Here is an 18,043-nt window from a genome sequence, read left to right on the forward strand (position 1 = left end):
AGGCGCTTTATGGTGCGGATTACCTCCACCGTCGTTCTGCGCGGAACGGGTGGGAGCGCCCGCCCGGGGGGGTGATGAGCGACAAGAAATCTTCCAGTGGAAGATTTCCGCGAAGAACGCCCGCCCCGTGGGCGGGCCGGGAGGCGGGCGCTGCCCGGCGGCGCCAAGGCGCCTTGTTCCGGGCAAGAAAGGAGGTCAGCAGATCGCTACTCCGCCGCCCGCAGCGCCTCTGCCGCCGCTTCGGCGCGCAGGCGCGGGCGCTGGCGGTCGAGCCAGTAGGCCAGCACGATCAGCGGCGCGAGGTCCACCTCGCCGCTATCGATCAGCGCGATCAGTTGCTCGAATGGCATCACATGGCCGCGGATATCCTCGGTCTCGATCGCCAGCCCGCCGATGCCGCCGGTGCCGTCGGGCAAGTCCGCAAGCCCGACGAAGGTGTAAAGATACTCGGTCTTCGCCCCCGGCGAGGCATAGCAGCTTGGCCCCGCCACCAGCCCGCGCAGGGTCAGCCCCGCCTCTTCCTCGGTCTCGCGCAATGCACAACTCTCCGGCGTCTCGCCGCCGTCGATCCGCCCTGCCACCGGCTCCAGCAGCCAGGGCTGCGCATCGCCGCGCGCGAAGGGGCCCATGCGGAACTGCTCGACCACGAGCACCCGGTCGCGGATCGGGTCATAGGGCAGCACCACCACGGCATCGGCCGAGATGAAGGTGGCGCGCGTCACCGGCTCTGTCATCTCGCCATTGAAGCGCCGCCATGAGATGTCATGCTCCTCGACCGAGAAGAAATGCGCATAGGGCTGGCGGAAGGCGGCCACCTGCACATCGCCGGGCATGGCCGTCCGCCGCTGCAGGGTCGGCTTGGCCTGCCGCGCCCGCACCCGCGCCCCGCCCCGCACCAGCATCTGCGGATAGCGCGCCAGCACCGCTGCCGGATCGGCATGGCCATAGAGCGCCATGAAATCCCCCGCCGCCTCGGTCACCGTATCGCCCCACCGGTGCAGCCAGGCGGCAAAGTCCCAAGGCCCGCCATCCCGCCAGAGCCCTTCCTCGGGCCAGAACACCGCCGCCGGGACCGGCCCGCCGGCCTCCACCACCACCTCGCGCGTGACAAAAGCGAAACCGCCTTCGTAAAACGCCAGCCTTGCCCGGTCACTCTCGGTCAGCCCCTCGGCCAGCACGCCCTGCGCCGAGCCCCCCGGCGCCGCCACCAGCATCGGAAACTCCTCGCCCTTTGCCACCCGCACCGCATGATCGGCCAGCGCGGCAGGACGCACCGGCAGATCGCGCCCCAGAATGGCGGCGCGCAGCGGCGCATGGCACAGGGTGCCGTAAAAGAACATCGCGGTCATCGGTCCTGCTATCTCCAGCTGCGGGCGGCCCGGTGCGCCAGCCCCCCGGCCAGCATCCCGCCGATCAGTAACAGGCCGGCGACATCGGGATGAAGCAGCAGCATGGCATTGTCGAGCATCAGCCCGAACATGCTCTGCAAAGCGTGCACCGGCCCGTCGTAAAGCTTCTGAAGCGAGCGTTCGATCATCTCGATGAACGACACGATGAACAGCACGATGAACACCATGATCGCCATCGCCTTCAGGCCCGCCGACACTGCCGCCATCAGCGCGCCCCGCGCATCGGGCCCCAGCGAGCGCCAGCCGACCAACACCCCGGTCCCCCCCGCGATCGCCCACAGATAGCCCGGCCGCGTGCCCTCGGGCAGATGCGGTGTCACTGCCCAAGACGCGAAGACCCCGAGCGCAGCAAGGGCAATCGCGGCGATGAGCTTGGCGGCGGTGGGCATGTCAGCTTGCGGGCCTTCTGACGGTGATCTGGGTCACGTCACAGTTACCGCCCTGAAACGCGCCAGCGCAAGAGGCGAGATAGAGGTTCCACATCCGGCGGAAGCGGTCATCGAAGCCAAGCTGCGCCACCTCGTCCCAGCGGTCGTTGAAGGTGTCATGCCAGCGGCGCAGGGTCTGGGCATAGCTCTGCCCGAATTCGAAGCTGCCCGACACCGATAGCCCCGCCCGCTCGACCTCGCGCCGCAGAACAGACGGCGAGGGCAGCATCCCGCCCGGGAAGATGTGCTTCTGGATGAAATCGACGCCCTTGCGGTAGATCTCGAAGCGGCGGTCCTCGACCGTGATGATCTGCAGGCAGGCTGCGCGCCCGGGCTTCAGCGCGCCCTTCAGCGTGTCGAAATAGACCGGCCAGTATTTTTCGCCCACCGCCTCGAACATCTCGATGCTGCCGACGCCGTCATATTGCCCGGCCTCGTCGCGGTAGTCCTGCAGCTTGATCTCCACCCGGTCCGCCAGCCCCGCCCGCGCAATCCGCGCCACGGCGTAATCGTGCTGCGCCTTGGAAATCGTCAGCCCGGTGACGCGTAGACCCCGCTCCCCCGCCGCATATTCGGCAAAGCCGCCCCAGCCGCAGCCGATCTCCAGCACATGCTCGCCGGGCTGCACGTCCATGCGGTCCACGAGGCTTTCATATTTCGCCCGCTGCCCCGCCTCGAGGCTCTCCTGCCCGGTGGTGAACAGCGCCGAGGAATAGGTCATGCTGTCATCGAGCCACAGCCCGTAGAATTCGTTACCCAGATCGTAATGCGCCTCGATGTTCTTGCGGGCCTGCGCGCGGGTGTTGCGGCGCAGCCAGTGGCGCAACCCTTCCCAGGCGCGCACCAGCCGCATCCCCGGAAAGCCGTCATAGATCTCGTCATTGCCGGCATGCAGCAGGTCCATGAAGGCCATCAGGTCAGGGCTGGTCCAGGCGCCGTCCAGATACGCCTCGCAGAACCCCAGATCGCCCTCGCGCACCAGCCGGGCAAAGATCTCGGGGTCATGCACGCACAGCGTCGCCACCGGCCCCGGCGCGGCGCCGCTGGCGCGGAACACCCGCCCGTCCGGCAGCACGAAGTCCAGCCGCCCGCGCGCCATCCGGGTGGTGGCGTCGAACACATGCGAGAAATAGCGCGGCAGGCCGGATTGCCCGGCCGTGGTTGTCAGATAGTCCATGGTTCCCCCTGCACGGGCCAGTCTAGCCCGTTGCCCGCACGTTGCAATTCTGCTGTTAACCTTTGCCGCTGCCGGTCTTTTGCTTCGGCGCGTGTCACCTGTCCCGGCTTGCATAGGCCGCCAGCGCCCGCTCGCGCCCCTCGGCCAGCGAGATCACCGGCTTGGGATAGCGCTGCCCTGGGCTCAGTCCCCAGCTTTCCGGGCAGGCCGCGAAGAAATCGAGCGCCGTCTGCGGTGGCTTTTTCTGCCCCTCCGCAATCCAGCGGTCCCGGTAAGCACGGTCGGAGTCGAACTTCTCGGCCTGCCCCGCCGGGTTGAACACCCGGAAATAGGGCGCGGCATCGGGGCCGGACCCTGCGACCCACTGCCAGCCCATCGCATTCGAGGCCGGATCCCAGTCGATCAGGCACTCCTCGAACCACGCCAGCCCCAGCCGCCAGTCGGTCAGCAGATGCTTGGTCAGGTAGCTCGCGGCGATCATCCGGGCGCGGTTGTGCATCCGGCCCGTCACATACATCTCGCGCATCGCCGCATCCACGAAGGGCTCGCCGGTCATGCCGCGGCGCCAGCGCTCCGCCGCATCGCTGTCGCCGCGCCAGGGGAAGGCGTCCCAGCCCTCGCGCCAGTTCTGGCTGGCGATCTCGGGCGTATGGTGCATCAGATGCGCGGCAAACTCGCGCCAGACCAGCTCCTTCAGGAAATGCTCCGCCCCCTCCGCGCCCCCCGCCGCGCCCTCCTGCAGCGCCCGCACCCCGCCATGCCAGATGGTCCGCGGCCCGATCTCGCCCCAGGTCAGGTTCTCGGACAGGCCGGATGTCGCCGCGCGCCCCGGAAAATCCCGCGCCTCGCGGTAGTCCTGCACCCGCGCGTCCAGAAACCCATGCAGCCGGTCCAGCGCCTTCGCCTCGCCGACGTGGGCGTGCTTGGTTACGATCCCCGCCCCGCGCCGCATCGCCGCTCCAAGCGCCCAGTCCTCCAGCCGGTCGCTGGCGGGCCACGCCTCCGGCGCGCGCAGCGCCTTCGGTGGGGCCGCGGGAGAGGCTACATCCCGCCCCTTCACCGCCTTCCAGAACGGGGTATAGACCTTGTAGAACCCGCCCTGCCCCGTCTCCACCTCCCAGGGCTCGAACAGCAACGCCCCCGCAAAACTGCGCGCCTCCAGCCCCTCCGCCTTCAGTGCCGCCTTCACCTTGGTATCCCGTGCCTGCGCCGCCGGGTCATAGACCCGCTGCCACCACACCGCCCCCGCCCCGGTCTCGGCCACCAGCGCCCGCAGCACCTCCAGCGCCGCGCCGCGCCGCAGGATCAGCCGGCTACCGATCCCCTCCAGTGCCTTGGCATAGGCTGCGAGCCCCTCTCCGAGCCGCCATTTCGGCGCCGCGCCATAAGCCTCTGCCACCTCGTCGAGTACAAACACCGGGATCACCAGCCGCCCGGACGATGCCGCTTCCGCCAGCGCAGGATGGTCGGCCAGCCGCAGATCACGGCGGATCCACAGGATCAGGGGGGTGTCGGTCATGGTCATCCTCTAGGCACGTCAAAGGCTTACGCGCCGCCCCCGCCCGCGGATCACTCCCTTGCCCTTTGCCTTTCCCAAATATCCTCGGGGAGGTTTCTCAAGGAGGGGTGGAAAACCCCTCCTTGAGCGAGGGGGCGCGGGGGAGCCGGCTCCCCCGCTCCTACAGCACCGCGTCCAGCGCCCGCATCACCCGCGAGACCTCCGCCTCCGTGGTGTAATGCACGAAAGACAGCCGCAGCACCCCGCGCCCCGGGTCCACCCCCATCGCCGTCAGCGGCCGCACCGCGTAGAAATCTCCGCCGCCGCAGCCGATCCCGTGCCCGGCCAGCGCCTCCGCCACCGGCCCGGCCGGGCAGTCCAGCGCCAAGGCCACGGTGGGCGCGCGGCACGTGGCATCGCGGGGCCCCAGCAGCCGCAGGTCGTTGCGCGCCGCCAGATGGTCCAGCAGCGGTTGCAGCAGCGCCGCCTCATGCGCGCGGATCAGGTCATGCACTGCGGCGCCCCGGCGGGCGGGATCGGGTTCCGGCGCGAAGTGATGGGCGTGGAGCGCGTCGAAATAATCCACGATCCCGGCGCAGGCCGCGATCTGGGCATGGTCCGGCCCGGCGGGGGTGAAGCGTTTGTAAAGCGCGTCGCCGTTGAAATAGTGCCCCTGATTGGGCAGCTTGAACCCCAGCTCACGGCGGATCACCATGATGCCCTGATGCGGGCCATAGACCTTGTAGGCCGAGAACAGGTAGATGTCCGCCCCGAGCGCGCCCACATCGGGCAGCCCGTGCGGCGCATAGCTGACCCCGTCGACGCAGGCAAAGGCCCCGGCTTCATGGGCCATCGCCACGATCTCGGCCACCGGGTTGATCTCGGCCACCACGTTCGAACAATGCGGGAAGCAGACCAGCCGCACCCGCCCGTCGGCCAGCAGCGGCGCCAGCGCGGCGGGGTCGAGGTGGCCGGTCTCGGGGTCGATCTGCCACTCACGGACCTCGATCCCCTCTTCCCCCAGCCGCCGCCAGGGGCCGCTATTCGCCTCATGGTCCTGATTGGTCACCACGATGGCCGCCCCCGGCTCCAGCCCGCGCAGGAAGGCTTGCGCCAGCACATAGGTGTTGGCGGTGGTCGAGGGGCCGAAGCTCACCTCATCGCCCGCCACTCCCAGCATCGCCGCCATCCGGGCGCGGGCCTCGTCCATCTCGGCGCCGCCAAGAGTCGAGGGCGCATAGGGCGCGTAGGGCTGCACTTTCCTCTCACGATAGAACCGCGTCAGCCGGTCGATCACCGGGGCGCAGGCATAGCTGCCGCCGGCATTCTCGAAAAACGCCAGCCCCGCCAGCGAGGGTTCGGCAAAGGCCGGAAACTGGGCGCGGACGAAATCGGTATCAAGCACGGTCATGGCGGGTCCCCTTGCAAACGTGAACGGGGCCCCGCCTGAAACGGGGCCCCGCTATCGGGACAAAACCTAGACCGCGGCCTTGCGGATTGGCAAGCTCAGGCCAGCTTGGCCGGCGCGTCCATCTCTGACCGCAGCCCCTGCACGATGGTGTAGCACAGCGCCAGCAGCACCAGCGTGAACGGCAGCCCGGTGGAGATCACCATGGATTGCAGCGCGGCAAGACCCCCGCCAAGCAGCAGCACGATGGCCACCGCGCCCTCGAAACAGGCCCAGAACACCCGCTGCGCCGCGGGGGCATCGACCTTGCCGCCCGAGGTGATGGTGTCGATGACAAGGCTGCCCGAGTCCGACGAGGTCACGAAGAACACCACCACCAGCACGATGCCGATGATCGAGGTCAGGCCCGCCAGCGGCAGCACGTCCAGCATCTTGAACAGTTGCAGCGGCAGGTCCGCCTCCTGCGCGGCGGTATAGGCATCCGCCACCACCTGCTGCAGCGCCGCGCCGCCAAAGACGCTCATCCACAGCACGCAGACAAGGCTCGGGATCAGCAGCACCGAGATCAGGAACTCGCGCACCGTGCGGCCGCGGCTGACGCGGGCGATGAACATGCCCACGAACGGCGACCAGCTGATCCACCAGGCCCAGTAGAACGCCGTCCAGCCCTGCACGAAGTTGGTATCGGTGCGCCCAACCGGATTCGACAGCGCCGGCAGGTAGACGAAGTAGGCGCCAAGGCTGTCGAAGAACCCGGCCAGCAGCGCCAGCGTCGGCCCGGTCAGCAGCACGAACAGCAACAAGATGATCGCCAGACCCATGTTGATCTCGGACAGGCGCTTCACGCCCGCCTCCAGCCCGCGCAGCACCGACACCAGAGCAATCGCGGTGATGCCCGAGATCAGCAGCACCTCCGACACCGGACCGATGGGCAGGCCGAACACGGCGTTGAGGCCGGCATTGGCCTGCGTCGCGCCAAAGCCAAGCGAGGTGGCAAGGCCGAACAGTGTGGCAAACACCGCCAGGATGTCGATCACATGCCCCGGCCAGCCCCAGACCCTGTCCCCCAGCAGCGGGTAGAAGGCGGAGCGGATGGTCAGCGGCAGGCCCTTGTTGTAGCTGAACAGCGCCAGCGCGAGCCCGACGACCGCATAGATCGCCCAGGGGTGCAGGCCCCAGTGGAAGATCGTCGCCGCCATCCCCAGCCGCATCGACGCCTCGGCATCGCCCTCGGCCCCGCCAAGCGGTGCCCAGTCGGTGCGGAGCCCGTCTTCACCCGTGGTCACGCCGCCGAACGAGGCTGTGAAATGGCCAAGCGGCTCGGACACGCCATAGAACATCAGGCCGATGCCCATTCCGGCGGCGAACAGCATCGCGAACCAGCCGACATAGCCGAAATCGGGCGTGGCATCGGGACCGCCGAGGCGGATCTTGCCCCAGGGCGAGACGATCAGCACAAGGCAGAACACCACGAAGATATTGGCGGCGGTCAGGAAGAACCAGTCGAAGCGGGTGGTCACCCCGGCGAACAGCGCATCGAACAGCGCCGCGGCCTGGGTCGGCAGCGCCAGCGTGTAGAAGACGAAGGCCACGACAGCCAGGCCCGAGATCGCGAAGACCGGGTTGTGAACGTCAAACCCGATGGGGCCGAGGCTGCCGGTGACATTGTCCTGTCCCAGCTCGTATTCGGTGTCGATGGGGCTTGGAATGGGCTCTGGAAGGCCTTGATCTGTCATGAAATTCCTTTGGGTCGGCTTGATCTGCGCAGGCAGGGCATAGACTGCGGGCGCAACATTGCCCGCTGGTGCGGGCATGGAAGGAGGGCGGGGCACGGGCTGAAACGCAGCGCGCCGGGCCGAATGCGACATTCACGTCGCATTCAGACATTACCTACGAAAACGTGAAGATGCAACCACGGCACAACTTAACGCGAACGGCCGCCCGTTCCGGAGCGGCCGTTGCAAGCTGTGTCACGAGCCCGAAGGCCCGTCCGGATCACTCTGCGGCGGCGGTCTCGCCATTCCCGTTCGCCCGGTTCCAGCGGATCGAGGACCACAGCGCGATGCCGATCAGCGCCGCACCGCCAAGGCCGGTGATGACCTCGGGGACGTGATAGATGGTCTGCACATACATGATCACCGACAGGATCAGGATCGCGTAGAAGGCCCCATGCTCGAGATAGCGATATTGGGCCAGCGTGCCCTTTTCCACCAGCATGATGGTCATCGAGCGCACATACATCGCGCCGATACCCAGACCGATGGCGATGATGAACAGGTTCTGCGTCAGTGCGAAGGCGCCGATCACCCCGTCGAACGAGAACGAGGCGTCCAGCACTTCCAGATACAGGAACGCGCCAAGCCCGCCGCGCGCCGCGCCTGCCATCGCCTCTTCGTTCTTGTCCAGCATCCCGCCCAGAACCTCGACCAGCAGGAAGGTCAGAAGGCCCCAGATCGCCGCGCTGATGAAGGTGTTGGCATAGGCCGGATCCACCAGCCGCGAGAAGACCAGCATGATGACCAGCACCACGGCAATCTCGATTCCGCGGATCGAGGAGTAGCGCGAGGCCCAATCCTCGACGGAGGCGACCCAGTGGATGTCCTTCTCATGGTCGAAGAAGAAGTTCAGGGCCACCATCATCAGGAAGGTACCGCCAAAGGCCGCGATCGGCAGATGCGCGTCATGCATGATCGCGGCATAGGCCTCGGGCTGCGAGGCGGCCATCACTATGGCCTGCCAGGGGCCGATCTTCGCGGCAATCACCACGATCAGCACCGGGAACAGGATCCGCATGCCGAAGACGGCGATCAAGATGCCCCAGGTCAGGAAGCGCTGCTGCCAGACCGGCGTCATTTCCTTGAGCTTGTTGGCGTTGACGATGGCGTTGTCGAACGAGAGCGAGATTTCCAGCACCGCCAGAACGCAGACGATGAAGAACACCTTCAGTGCGCCGCCCCAGGTATGCTCTGTGGTGAAGCCCAGCCAGATGCCGAGGCCAAGGCCGATCACCGTGACGATCAGCGCCCATTTGAGGTAGCCGAGGGTCGAGGTGTGGGAAATGGGTTGCGTGGTCATGCCAGCCGCTCCGTACGCGAACTGCAGACGCGGCGCACGGTGATGCGCGAGGTATCGAGTATCATGAAACAGGGTTCCGTCGGCTTTGCATCTTAGGTGGCGCCGACATCACGAGAGCGCCGCAAACTCTCGCCAGAGGGGCCCGGTCACCGATACACGCCCCTGCCCTTACAGGTAGCGTGGGATGCACATAACGCAAATTTGAGCCGCGTCAACTGCGCGCAGCAAAGGCCCCGCACATGGCGGGGCCCTGCGACGGTTTTGCAACGTCCGGGTTTACCCCGGGATCGCCTCATAGGCGGCGCGCTGGCGCGCGGTCCAGCGCACATGGATGCGGTGGCCGGTTTCCAGCTCTGTCTCCTCCAGCACCACGTTCTCGCGGTGCAGATAGGCGCGGGCGCGGCCCTCTTCGAAGCCAAGGTGCAGGACCACCTCGGTGCGCTCTTCGTCCAGCACCGAGCCGATGGCGGCCAGCAGCGCCTCCAGCCCGTCGCCGGTCAGGGCCGAGACGGCATGAACCCCCGGCGTGCGGGCATCGGTGGCCAGCAAGGCGGCGCGGGTGTCTGGGCCCAGCATGTCGATCTTGTTCCAGACCTCGAACATCGGCACATCCTCGTCCACCCCCAGGCTTTCGAGGATCTCGCCGACATCCGCCGCCTGCTCCTCGGTCTCGGGATGGGCAATGTCGCGGACGTGCAGGATCAGGTCCGCCTCCAGCACCTCTTCGAGGGTGGCACGGAAGGCGGCGACCAGTTGCGTCGGCAGATCGGAGATGAAGCCCACGGTGTCGGACAGGATCACCTTCTTGCCCGACGGCAGCACCAGCCCGCGCATGGTCGGGTCCAGCGTGGCGAACAGCATGTCCTTGGCCAGAACCTCGGCCCCGGTCATCTTGTTGAACAGCGTCGATTTGCCGGCGTTGGTATAGCCGACCAGCGCCACCACCGGGAACGGCACCTTGCGGCGCGCGGCGCGGTGCAGCTCGCGGGTGCGCACCACCTTGCCAAGCTGGCGGCGGATCTTCACCACCTCCTCGTCGATGGCGCGGCGGTCAGCCTCGATCTGGGTCTCGCCGGGGCCGCCGACGAAGCCAAGCCCGCCGCGCTGGCGCTCAAGGTGGGTCCAGGCGCGCACCAGCCGCGTGCGCTGATAGTTCAGCGCCGCCAGTTCCACCTGCAGCACACCTTCCCGGGTGCGGGCGCGGTCGGCGAAGATTTCCAGGATCAGCCCGGTCCGGTCCAGAAGCTTGACCTTCCAGGCCTTTTCCAGATTGCGCTGCTGCACCGGGCTGACGGGGCCATCGACCAGCACGAGGTCGACCTCGGCCTCGGCCATGCGCGCCTTCAGCTCGTCAACCTTGCCGGTGCCGAACAGCAGGCCCGGCTGCGCCCGCGGCAGGCGCACGACTTCGGCCCCCACCACCTCGAGGTCGGGCAACGCAATGGCCAGCGCAACGGCTTCGGCCAGTGCCAGTTCCGGCTCGCGCCGGGACCGCACATGGCCGGGACCGGACTTCATGTCCGGATGCAGGACAAAGGCCCGTGTGGGCCGGTCCTTTACGATATTGAGATCGGTCAGTCTTCACCCTCGTACAGCGAGATCGCCTGGCCGGGCATGATCGTGGAAATGGCATGCTTGTAGACCAGTTGCGACTGGCCATCCCGGCGAAGGAGCACGCAGAAATTGTCGAACCAGGTGATGACGCCCTGCAGCTTGACACCGTTGATCAGGAAGATCGTCACCGGGACCTTGGTCTTGCGGACATGGTTGAGGAAGGCGTCCTGCAGGTTCTGTTTGTCGGCGGCCATTCTTGTTTTGCCTTTTTTGCCTTGGGTTTCAGTCGCGCGTCTTGCCCCCCAGGGCTGCGGCAGCAGCAGCTGCAAGCCTGGATGGAACAAAGTATGATGCGGCTTTCCGGCAGTTTCCACCCGAAAATGTCCCGATGTGGCCATCTTGCCGCAGATGCAGCCATGAATGCTGCTTCTGCGCCGCAGTTTGCCGAGCGGTCGGCGGATGTCAGCCCCGCCACATCTCGGGGTTGAGCAGCGCGATGATCGCCAGCGTCTCGAGCCGCCCCAACACCATTGCCGCTGCAAGGATCACCTTGGCGGTCTCGCCAAGCGCCGCCCAGGCCAGCGGCACCTCGGCGGCAATCGCCGCCAGCGGGCCAGTGTTGGACAGCGCCGCGATGGTCAGCACCGTGGCGGGCGAGAAGCCAAGCCCGGTCAGCGTCAGCGCCAGCATCGTCACCGCGATCGACATGGCGAAGAGCGCGAAGAACACCCAGGCCACCTGCGCGCCCTGCCGGCGCATCCGCCGTGCCGCCGCGCCGCCGCCCCCGACCGAGTTGGGATGGACCAGCTTCTGCAACTCGCGCTCGCCGTGACGGTAGAGCGCATAGACCCGCAGCAGCTTGACCCCGCCGGCCGTGGTGGCCACCCCGCCGCCGATGATGGCGAGGCCGGCCAGCACCAGCCCCGGCGTCGGCAGGCCGGACCAGAAGCGCGCATCGTCCCAGCCGGCGGATTCGAAGCCGGTGGTGGTCAGGAACGACAGCACCGTGAAGACCGCGCCCCAGGCGGCCTCGGTCGCGGCGGGAATATCCTCGACATCGTTCACCTCGACCGCGCCGATCCAGTGGCGCAGGAACAGCACCGCCGGCACCGCCGCCATCAGCGCAAGGCCCATCCGGATCTCGGGGTCACGCATCAGCGGCACTGGGCTCCAGCGGGTGCCGACAGCGGGCATCATGTGCCGTGACAGCGCCAGCAGCAGGAAGACGAAGATCAGCCCCTCGCCGACAAAGCCCGACTGCGCCCCCGCCAGCCCGCCCACCGGCGAGATGCCCGAGGTCGACATCACCGCCATCGCATGACAGACCGCCACCAGCGCCGTATCGCCCGCGATCAGCAGCGCCGACCACAGCACCAGCGTCAGCGCGCCATAGACGGGCATCAGCGCCAGCGTATGCCGCACCAGCCGGTCGCCGGTCTGGCTCGACCGCAGCGCGCGGCCCGGGCGGCGGGTTGCCGGGCCCGGCTGCCCCTGCCCCGCGGTGCGCGCCGATCCGCCGCCCGGCGCGGCGGCGCCGGCAGAACTGCCATCGCCCGTCACCTCGAAGCCGCCAAGGTTCATCGGCGCCAGCACCGCCACCCCCGCCACCAGCATGAAGAACCCACCAAGCCAGCCCACCAGCGCCCGCCACAGATGCACCGAAGGCGGCAAGCGGGAAGGCTCGAACAGCGTGGCGCCGGTGGTGGTCAGCGAGGACACCATCTCCCACCAGGCGTTGAAATAGCCGGTATCGCGCACCGCCTCGTTCATCGGCACCGCCAGCATCAATGGCAGCAGCACGAAGGCCCCCAGCATCGCCAGCAGGTGACTGCGCGCCGGATTGGCCGGGCGCCGCGCGGCCGAGGCGATGCCGATCAGCGCCGTCAGCACCAGGAACAGCACCGAGGGGAACAGGAAGGCCCGCGCCACGTCCCAATCGCGGATCGCCCAGGCGTGCAGCGCCGGCACCAGCATCGCCAGCGCCCCCACCCCCATCAGGATCACCAAGAGCGGCAGTTCGAGGATCTTGCCCATGGGCTAGAAGAAGTCGATCGAGACCTGCAGAAGGCGCTCGACCTCCGGCACGTCGCCCGCCATCACGAAGAGCAGGATCACGTTGCCCTCTTCGACCTTGGTATCGCCAAGCGGCTTGACCACCGTCTCGCCCTTCAGCAGCGCGCCGACCAGCACACCTTCGGGGAACTCGATGTCGCGGATCAGCCGGCCCGCGATCGGCGAGGTGGACAGCACCTGCGCCTCGATCACCTCGGCCTCGGCATCGCCGATGGAGTAGATCTCGCGCACCCGGCCGTGCCGGATATGGCGCAGGATCGACGACACGGTGGTGGCGCGCGGGTTGATATAGGCGTCGATGTCCAAGGGGCCCATCAGCGGCACCAGCGTCGGGTCATTGACCAGCGCAATCGCCATCGGGCAGCCGGCCTGCTTGGCGCGCACCGCGGCGAGGATGTTGGTTTTGTCATCATCCGTCACCACCAGCACCGCATCGGCGCGGTCGATATTGGCTTCCTGCAGGATGTCCATGTCCATCCCGTCGCCGTTCAGCACGATGGTCCGCTCCAGCGCATCCGCCGCGCGCTCGGCCTGCGCCCGGTCGCGCTCGATCACCTTGCAGCGGATCCGGTCGGTGCGCCGCTCCAGCGCGCGGGCCACCGCAAGCCCGACATTGCCGCCACCGATGATCACGATGCGCTCTTGCTTCTTGGTCGATTTTCCGAAGATCTCCAGCGTGCGGTTCGCATCCTCGACATGCGAGAAGACATAGACCTGATCGCCGGCATAAAGCTGGTCTTCCGCCTCGGGCGCGAACAGGCGCCCCTCGCGGCGCACCCCGGCGACGATGGCGCGCAGGGTCGAGAAAAGGTCGGTCAACTGCCGCAGCGAGGTGTTGAGGACCGGGCAATCCTCATCGAGCGCGATGCCCAGAAGCTGCACCCGCCCGCCCATGAAATGCTCGGTATCGAAGGTCGCGGGCGCTGCCAGCCGTTGCAACGCCGCCTCGGCCACCTCGCGCTCGGGGGAGATGACCACGTCGATGGGCAGATGGTCGGTGCGGTAGAGGTCGGAATAGATCGCATCGAGATAGCTTTGCGCCCGTACCCGCGCGATCTTGCGGGTGATGCCGAAGACCGAATGGGCCACCTGGCAGGTGACCATGTTCACCTCGTCCGAATGGGTGGCGGCGATGATCAGGTCGGCGTCGCGCGCCCCCGCCCGCTCCAGCACGTCAGGGTAGGAGGCGAAGCCGGCCACGCCCTGCACGTCGAGCGTATCGGCCGCGCGGCGCACCAGCTCGGGGTTGCTGTCCACCACCGTGACGTCGTTCTTCTCGCCCGACAGGTGCCGCGCGATCTGCCAGCCGACCTGGCCCGCGCCGCAGATGATGATCTTCATGTGCCGGTCACTCCTGCCGCCGGAACTTGGGCGGGCTGATCCACTTGATGGCGCGCGGCCCCGGAAAGGTCAACCGCGGCGGGACGGCGACGATGCGCTGCTAGAGGAGATCTTCAGAATTGCGGCCGCGGGCGAAATTCTGATGTGACCGCCCCCGCCCGAAACGTATCTGGGGGGCGGGCTCGTGCGTGCCCACCTGGGCGGTCGCATCAGAATTTGGAACCGTCCGGGTTGGCGGCGCCCCCCTTGCCCTGCGGCCCCGCGCCGGAAGAAAGGTCTACTCCCCGGCCGCCTCGTCCTCATCCTCGTCCAGATGCGCGATCCGCCCACCCGCCTTGGAGGTGGTGACCACCCCCAGCGACTTCAGCTTGCGGTGCAGGGCCGAGCGTTCCATGCCGACGAAACTGGCGGTGCGGCTGATATTGCCGCCGAAACGGTTGATCTGGGTCAGCAGGTATTCCCGCTCGAACAGCTCGCGCGCCTCGCGCAGCGGCAGCGTCGCCAGCGCGCCGGCCAGCACCACGCGGCCCTCCTCGCTGCCCGGATCGGGGGCATGGCCGGGCAGTTCGCGCGCCTCGATCGGGCCATTGCCCTCGCCCAGGATCAGCGCGCGCTCGATCACGTTGCGCAGCTGGCGCACGTTGCCGGGCCAATGCATCGTCTGCATCAGCGCCTCGGCCTCGTCCGACAGCGCCCGCAGCGGCAGGCCCTGGCTGCGGTTGAACATGGCGATGAAGTGCCGGGCAAGCTCGGGGATATCCTCGCGCCGCTCGCTCAGCGGCGGCACCGGGATCGGCACCACGTTCAGCCGGTCGAACAGCTCTTGCCGGAAGCGCCCCGCGGCGATTTCCGCGGGCAGGTCGCGGGTGGTGGAGGAGATGACGCGCAGATCGACGCGCACCTTGTCGGACCCGCCGACGCGGGTGAACTGCTGCTCCACCAGCACCCGCAGGATCTTGGACTGGGTGCCGGGCGGCATGTCGGCCACCTCGTCGAAATAGACGATGCCGCCATGCGCCTGTTCCAGCAGGCCCTTTTCCACGCCGCGGTCCGGGCTTTCGCGCCCGAACAGCACGTCTTCCATCCGCTCGGGCTCGACCGAGGCCGAAGACACCGACACGAACGGCCCGCTCGCCCGGTTGGAATTGACGTGGATGTAGCGCGCCGCGACTTCCTTGCCGGACCCCGGCTGCCCGGTCAGCATCACCCGCCCGTTCGACCGCGTGACCTTGTCGAGCTGCGCCTTGAGGCCGCGGAAAGCCGGCGAGCTCCCGATCATCTCGGACGAGGTCACATCGCGGCGGCGCAGGCTGGCATTCTCGCGCCGCAGCCGGCTGGTTTCCATCGCGCGGGTGATGACCACCATCAGCTGGTCGATGTTGAAGGGCTTCTCGATGAAGTCATAGGCGCCCTGCTTGATCGCGGCGACGGCGATCTCGATATTGCCATGGCCCGAGATGATGACCACCGGCACATCGGGATTGTCGCGTTTCACCGATTTGAGGATGTCGATCCCGTCCATCCGGCTGTCCTTCAGCCAGATGTCGAGGATCATCAGCGCCGGCGGCTCGGCGTTGATCTGGGTCATGCACTCGTCGGAATTGGCGGCAAGGCGGGTGGTGAAACCCTCGTCGCGCAGGATATCCGAGATCAGCTCGCGGATGTCGCGCTCGTCATCCACGATCAGGATATCGCCCATCTTGCTGTCGCGGTTCGGGGTCATGATTGCGTCTCCGGGTCTGGGGCAGAGGTATCGGGGGCAGAGGTATCGGATGGGGTCTGCGGGTCATGCGGGGCGGCGTCGCGGATGCCGCGGCCGGCGCGGGCGCGGGGCAGCCGTATCTCGGCCAGCGCGCCCCGGTGGGCGCCGGGGGCAAAGGCCGGCGCGTCGGTCAGGGTCAGGCTGCCGCCATGTTCCTCGACGATCTTCTTGACGATGGGAAGGCCGAGCCCGGTGCCCTTGGCGCGTGTCGTGACGTAAGGTTCGAACAGCCGCGCCCGGTCGGCGGGCAGGCCGGCACCATTGTCCATGATGCGCAGGATGATCTGTTCGGGCATCTCTGTCATGCTGACGCGCACCTCGGGCTCGTAGCCTTCGGGGGCGCCGTTTTCCACAAGCGTTTCAACGGCTTCTCCGGCGTTCTTAACAAGGTTCGTCACCGCCTGCCCGATCATCGTTGCATCAAGCTCCACCATCACCGGCCCGGCGGGCAGGTCGGCCACCAGCCTTGCCCCGTGTAGCGCGCCTTCCTGCAAAGCCACAGCATCGCGCATCAGCTTCGCAAGATCGTGATCGCGCCGGTCCGGCTCCGGCATCCGGGCAAAGCGGCTGAATTCATCGACGATGCGGCGGAGATCGCCGGTCTGGCGCACGATGACGTCGACCATCTGCCCCAGAGCCTCGGCATCCTCTTCCTCCATCGTGCGCCCGAACTTGCGGCGGATGCGCTCGGCCGACAGCTGGATCGGGGTCAGCGGGTTCTTGATCTCATGCGCGATCCGCCGCGCCACATCGCCCCAGGCCGCCATCCGCTGCGCGCTGACCAGCTCGGTCACGTCGTCGAAGGCGACCACATAGCCCTCCAGCCGCCCGTCCGCCCCGCGGCGCATGGCCATGCGGACCAGCAGGCTTTCCAGCCGCCCCTCGCGGCTGAGGCGGATTTCCTCCTGCACCGTCTCACCCAGCCCCTCGCGCAGCCGCGCCAGCAGGCCCTCGAACTCGGGCACCGTCTCTCCCAGCGGGCCCTCATGCGGCAGGCCGGGGTCCAGCGCCAGCAGGCGGATCGCCGAGCGGTTCAGAAAGTCGATCCGCCCGCCCGCATCCAGCCCGATCACGCCAGAGGTGACGGACCCCAGCACGGAATCGAACAGCCGCCGCCGTTCTTCGGTCTGGTGGTGGCTGGCGACCAGCGCCCCGCGCTGGCCCTTCAGCTGGCGCGCCATCTGGTTGAAGATCCGGCCCAGCATCGCGATCTCGTCGTCGCCGCGCTCCTCGATCACCTGCACGTCGAAATTTCCGGCCCCGATCTGCTGGGCGGCGCCCGCCAGCCGCCCGACCGGGCGCGACAGCCGTTCCGCGAACCACAGCCCCAGCCAGACGGCGGCGAGGATCAGGATCAGCGCGAAGGCGAGATACAGCAGCGAGAATTCGAACAGCACCCGGCCCCGGTCGGATTCCAGCTGCCGGTACAGCTGCACGGTCTTGCGGGTTTCATCCAGCAGGCTGAGGATTTCGCCATCGACATTGCGCGAAACATAGAGGTAGCGGTCGGCATAGGCCTCGAGCCGGACCAGCGCCCGGAATTCGTTGCTGTCCCAGTCCTGGATCACCACCGTCTCGCCGGTGGCGGCGATGGCAAGGTCGGCGGCGCCCGGCAGTTCGTAATCGAACAGGTAGCTGCGCTCGCCCCGCGCCCGGATCTCGCCGCCGCCGTCAATCACATAGGCCTCGCGCAACCCGCGCTGGATCTGGGCCTGGCCTTGCGTGAGCAGCTGGCGCAGGTCGCTGTCGGCGATGAAGAAGGCCGCCTGCCGCGCGACGTTGAGGTAGCCGGCCAGCGCCTCGGCATCGGTGACAAGGTCGGTGCGGTGCTCGGCCTCATAGGCCTCGGCGGCGGCGAGGGAAGATCCCAGCACCTGGCGCACCCGGTCGGAAAACCAGCCCTCGAGCCCGATATTCACCGTCAGCCCGGCGAACACCGCAACAAGGATGGTCGGCACCAGCGCCATCCCGGCGAACACCCCCGTCAGCCGCAGATGCAGCCGCGATCCGGCGGAATGGGCGCGGCGGGCGGCGACCATGCGCGCCAGCCGCGCAAAGACCAGCCCGGCCACCAGCAGGATATAGACGAGGTCGGCGAGGATGACGGCGCGCAAGCCGAAGGACGAGGCGCCCTGATCGAACGGCCCCAGTGCCATGAAGGTCCCGAAGGCCAGAACCGGGCCAAGAAGGACAAGCCCGATCGTCGCGATGTTCTGCACCCGCTTCAGCCGGCGCAGGCGCGCCAGCCGCTCCCAGGACGGCCGCGCACTGGCCTTGCCCGGTGCAGGCTTGCGCGCCGCAGCCAGCGCCGCAGGCGC

General features: G+C 67.8%; 13 protein-coding genes. All 13 read right to left on the bottom strand.

Going from position 1 to position 18,043, the window contains the following annotated elements; translation table 11 throughout:
* Positions 1–206: 206 nt before the first annotated feature.
* The 13 genes from GVY41_RS17125 to GVY41_RS17185 all read right to left on the bottom strand — a co-directional run bounded on the left by GVY41_RS17125 (position 207) and on the right by GVY41_RS17185 (position 18,031).
* A complete protein-coding gene (locus tag GVY41_RS17125; protein ID WP_229726094.1) occupies positions 207–1,349 on the bottom strand; it encodes an NUDIX domain-containing protein in 1,143 nt (380 codons plus the stop codon).
* Positions 1,350–1,357: 8 nt separating this feature from the next.
* Positions 1,358–1,798, bottom strand: coding sequence for a TrgA family protein (locus tag GVY41_RS17130; RefSeq protein ID WP_161348002.1), 441 nt, complete (start codon positions 1,796–1,798; stop codon positions 1,358–1,360).
* Position 1,799: 1 nt separating this feature from the next.
* Positions 1,800–3,014 (bottom strand): SAM-dependent methyltransferase, encoded by a 1,215-nt coding sequence (locus GVY41_RS17135; protein WP_161348001.1) that lies wholly within the window; start codon positions 3,012–3,014, stop codon positions 1,800–1,802.
* 94 nt (positions 3,015–3,108) lie between these two features.
* Positions 3,109–4,533: a cryptochrome/photolyase family protein gene (locus GVY41_RS17140; protein ID WP_161348000.1), complete on the bottom strand. Its 1,425-nt coding sequence runs from the start codon at positions 4,531–4,533 to the stop codon at positions 3,109–3,111.
* Between the two features lie 160 nt (positions 4,534–4,693).
* Complete coding sequence (locus GVY41_RS17145) at positions 4,694–5,923, bottom strand: aminotransferase class V-fold PLP-dependent enzyme (protein WP_161347999.1); 1,230 nt, start codon at positions 5,921–5,923, stop codon at positions 4,694–4,696.
* A 95-nt stretch (positions 5,924–6,018) separates the two neighbouring features.
* Positions 6,019–7,656: a BCCT family transporter gene (locus tag GVY41_RS17150; protein ID WP_161347998.1), complete on the bottom strand. Its 1,638-nt coding sequence runs from the start codon at positions 7,654–7,656 to the stop codon at positions 6,019–6,021.
* Between the two features lie 259 nt (positions 7,657–7,915).
* Entirely contained in the window at positions 7,916–8,995 is a 1,080-nt protein-coding gene (locus GVY41_RS17155) for a DUF475 domain-containing protein (protein WP_161347997.1), read from the bottom strand.
* 276 nt (positions 8,996–9,271) lie between these two features.
* Entirely contained in the window at positions 9,272–10,513 is a 1,242-nt protein-coding gene (hflX, locus tag GVY41_RS17160; RefSeq protein WP_161347996.1) for a GTPase HflX, read from the bottom strand.
* Between the two features lie 56 nt (positions 10,514–10,569).
* A complete protein-coding gene (gene hfq / locus GVY41_RS17165; protein WP_066812964.1) occupies positions 10,570–10,803 on the bottom strand; it encodes an RNA chaperone Hfq in 234 nt (77 codons plus the stop codon).
* Between the two features lie 208 nt (positions 10,804–11,011).
* Positions 11,012–12,583 carry a TrkH family potassium uptake protein gene (locus GVY41_RS17170; protein WP_161347995.1) on the bottom strand — a complete coding sequence of 524 codons (1,572 nt, stop codon included), beginning with the start codon at positions 12,581–12,583 and terminating at the stop codon, positions 11,012–11,014.
* Positions 12,584–12,586: 3 nt separating this feature from the next.
* Positions 12,587–13,963 carry a Trk system potassium transporter TrkA gene (gene trkA, locus GVY41_RS17175; RefSeq protein ID WP_161347994.1) on the bottom strand — a complete coding sequence of 459 codons (1,377 nt, stop codon included), beginning with the start codon at positions 13,961–13,963 and terminating at the stop codon, positions 12,587–12,589.
* Between the two features lie 277 nt (positions 13,964–14,240).
* Positions 14,241–15,662, bottom strand: coding sequence for a nitrogen assimilation response regulator NtrX (gene ntrX, locus GVY41_RS17180; RefSeq protein ID WP_161348108.1), 1,422 nt, complete (start codon positions 15,660–15,662; stop codon positions 14,241–14,243).
* Positions 15,663–15,682: 20 nt separating this feature from the next.
* Complete coding sequence (locus GVY41_RS17185; protein ID WP_161348107.1) at positions 15,683–18,031, bottom strand: sensor histidine kinase NtrY-like; 2,349 nt, start codon at positions 18,029–18,031, stop codon at positions 15,683–15,685.
* Positions 18,032–18,043: the final 12 nt, after the last annotated feature.

This window comes from Frigidibacter albus, from assembly GCF_009908165.1.
Taxonomy (GTDB): domain Bacteria; phylum Pseudomonadota; class Alphaproteobacteria; order Rhodobacterales; family Rhodobacteraceae; genus Frigidibacter; species Frigidibacter albus.

Bases quoted from the DNA above. Each gene is read 5' to 3' on its own strand.
- GVY41_RS17125 (WP_229726094.1), bottom strand. From the start codon at position 1,349: ATGACCGCGATGTTCTTTTACGGCACCCTGTGCCATGCGCCGCTGCGC.
- GVY41_RS17130 (WP_161348002.1), bottom strand. From the start codon at position 1,798: ATGCCCACCGCCGCCAAGCTCATCGCCGCGATTGCCCTTGCTGCGCTC.
- GVY41_RS17135 (WP_161348001.1), bottom strand. From the start codon at position 3,014: ATGGACTATCTGACAACCACGGCCGGGCAATCCGGCCTGCCGCGCTAT.
- GVY41_RS17140 (WP_161348000.1), bottom strand. From the start codon at position 4,533: ATGACCGACACCCCCCTGATCCTGTGGATCCGCCGTGATCTGCGGCTG.
- GVY41_RS17145 (WP_161347999.1), bottom strand. From the start codon at position 5,923: ATGACCGTGCTTGATACCGATTTCGTCCGCGCCCAGTTTCCGGCCTTT.
- GVY41_RS17150 (WP_161347998.1), bottom strand. From the start codon at position 7,656: ATGACAGATCAAGGCCTTCCAGAGCCCATTCCAAGCCCCATCGACACC.
- GVY41_RS17155 (WP_161347997.1), bottom strand. From the start codon at position 8,995: ATGACCACGCAACCCATTTCCCACACCTCGACCCTCGGCTACCTCAAA.
- hflX (WP_161347996.1), bottom strand. From the start codon at position 10,513: ATGAAGTCCGGTCCCGGCCATGTGCGGTCCCGGCGCGAGCCGGAACTG.
- hfq (WP_066812964.1), bottom strand. From the start codon at position 10,803: ATGGCCGCCGACAAACAGAACCTGCAGGACGCCTTCCTCAACCATGTC.
- GVY41_RS17170 (WP_161347995.1), bottom strand. From the start codon at position 12,583: ATGGGCAAGATCCTCGAACTGCCGCTCTTGGTGATCCTGATGGGGGTG.
- trkA (WP_161347994.1), bottom strand. From the start codon at position 13,963: ATGAAGATCATCATCTGCGGCGCGGGCCAGGTCGGCTGGCAGATCGCG.
- ntrX (WP_161348108.1), bottom strand. From the start codon at position 15,662: ATGGGCGATATCCTGATCGTGGATGACGAGCGCGACATCCGCGAGCTG.